We start from the raw sequence: 2252 nt of genomic DNA on the forward strand, positions 1-2252 counted from the left end.
TCAGGCACAAGATCAGCAGACACCCAACAGATCCTGCCGACCCAACACCCAACTGCCAAGCCACCACACCGATCTCATTCTGAAACGATCAGTTAGTGAAAGCGTACGAGCCGAGGCTGACCCAGGTCCCGGTGGCAGCGTTCTGGTCGCGGGTCACGCTCGCAGTGGTGCCGTCGGACTTGGTGACCGTGTACTTTGCAGCCGAGGCGGCCCCGGTGACCTTCGGGTACTTGACGTATGCGGTGTAAGAACCGTTCTTCGGGATGTTGAATGTCCAGGTGAAGGCGTCCGTCCCCGTGCCGGCAGGGTGGACCTGATGGTCGTAGCCCTGTTGGCCGGTGAGACTGCCCGCGGTCCAGGTGCCCGTGGTAGCAGTGTTCTGAGCGTCTGAATTGTCCACGAGCACGCCCGCGCTGCCGACCGGAACACCGTCGTCTGACTTCGTCTTCAACTTCCCGTCGGGGAAGTACGACCACGTCATCGTACGGTTGGACGAACCGGCTGCCGACGTGATCGTCCGGGCGTTCTGCTTGCCCAGCTCGTCGTAGCCGTATGCCGTGACGATGTCCAACGGGTCGGTAGACGACTTGGCCCAGCCGTTGTCGAAGTACGAGTAGGAGGTGTCGTTACGGACCGTCTGGCCCTCCGAGGGCGGCATCGAGGTCTTGGAGACCCGGCCTACTTCGTCATAGAACGTCTGGGTGTAGACGTTCGCCTTGTTGTAACGACTGTCCGCTGGGTCGTAGGGCTGGTACTGCTTGACCGGGCGGTTCATCGCGTCGTACTCGGTCCGCGCGGCGAAGTCGTCCGGGTTGGCCGTGCCGGAACCGCGCGGGGTGATCACCTTGGTGGTGTTGCCGACCTGGTCGTACTCGTACTTCGTACTCCGGTAGGTGATCGTCGAAGTGCCCTCGTACGGGGCTTTGACCTCGGTCTTCTGGCCCCGCTGGTCGTAGGTGACCAGCGTGGTGTTGTTCTCGGCGTCCGTGCTGGAGACGACCAGTGAGTCCTTGTCGTAAGAGGTCTTGGTCGTCTTGCCCGCCGCGTCCATGACCTGCGTGACCCGGTGGTTCAGGTCGTAAACGGTCTTGCTGGTGTAGTCGGTGGTGTCGGTGGTCGCGTTCTTCTTGGGGTCGAGGACCGTGACGACGTTGCCGACATTGTCGTATTGGTAACTGACCTTGTCACCAACCGCGTTGATGACGGCGGTCAGCTGGTAGTTCTCGTCGTACGTATTGGTGGTCTTGAAGTCGTTCGGGTCGTTGGTGGTCAGTGTTCCCTTCGGCTCGACCGTCGTCAGGACGTTGCCGACCTTGTCGTAGGTGAAGGTCGACTGCCGCTCGTCCGACGTCGCCGTGTACTTGGGTGCGGTGGCACCCTTGATCTGGTCCGCCGCGTCGTACACCGCCGTAGACACCGCACCATTGGGCGCAGTCGAGGTCGTGACGTTGTCGTTGGCGTCGTAGACCGGGGCAGGGGCGGTAATCAGGTCGCCCGCGTTCTGGTCCTTCGGCACCGTTTTAACCAGCGGACGCCCGTAGACGTCGTAGGTCTGGGTGGTTTTCTTACCGAGGGCATCCGTGACCTGGGTGACCTGGCCGCGCTCGTCGTAGACGAACGAAGTCGCCTTGTTCAGCGCGTCGCTGATTGTCGCCGGGTAGCCGGTCGGACCGAAGTCGCTGTTGGTGGTCGGGTTGCCATTGGCATCGGTCACCTTGGTGACCTGACCCTGCGCGTCGTATTCATACGACGTGGTGTAGTCACCGGCCACGGACGAGGTGGCGACACCCTTGGGATCGGTGACCGTCCTGAGGTTGCCGAAGTTGTCGTAGCCGAACTCCCAGGTCCGACCCTCCGGTGAAGTCTTCTTGGAGAGATCGGCTGAGAAGCCGTCAGGACGGGTCCGGTACTCATACTTCTGCGAATTGGCCGGATATACGCCGGGGGCACAATCGCTCTGAGCGGGAACGCCGCTCTTGTTGTTCTCGGCATCGCGCTGCCAGAGCGGATAGCCCGTCTTCTGGTCGTAGCAGTACGCGGTTTTCGCGCCGTTTGCCTCCTCCACGTAGGTGACGTTGTTGTCCGCGTCCCAGCTAACCTTGGTGGTCTGCGACTTGGGGTTGGCAGTCTGCACCGGACGACCGAAGTCGTCCGCCACATACTGAGATTGAACTCGTGAAGTCATAAGGGCTGACGAGGGGTGTCTGCCTGCGGTATCACGAGAGGATGAGGTATCCACAGGGTGGCGGGTT

Annotated in this window: 1 pseudogene; it reads right to left on the reverse strand. The window is 61.5% G+C overall.

Annotated elements, in window-relative coordinates:
• Window positions 1-97 precede the first annotated feature (97 nt).
• Window positions 98-2252 (reverse strand): annotated as a pseudogene (locus ACFWSK_RS37670) (sugar-binding protein); the annotation flags it as partial.

The sequence above is a fragment of the Streptomyces sp. NPDC058620 genome (assembly GCF_042717135.1).
Lineage (GTDB): Bacteria > Actinomycetota > Actinomycetes > Streptomycetales > Streptomycetaceae > Streptomyces.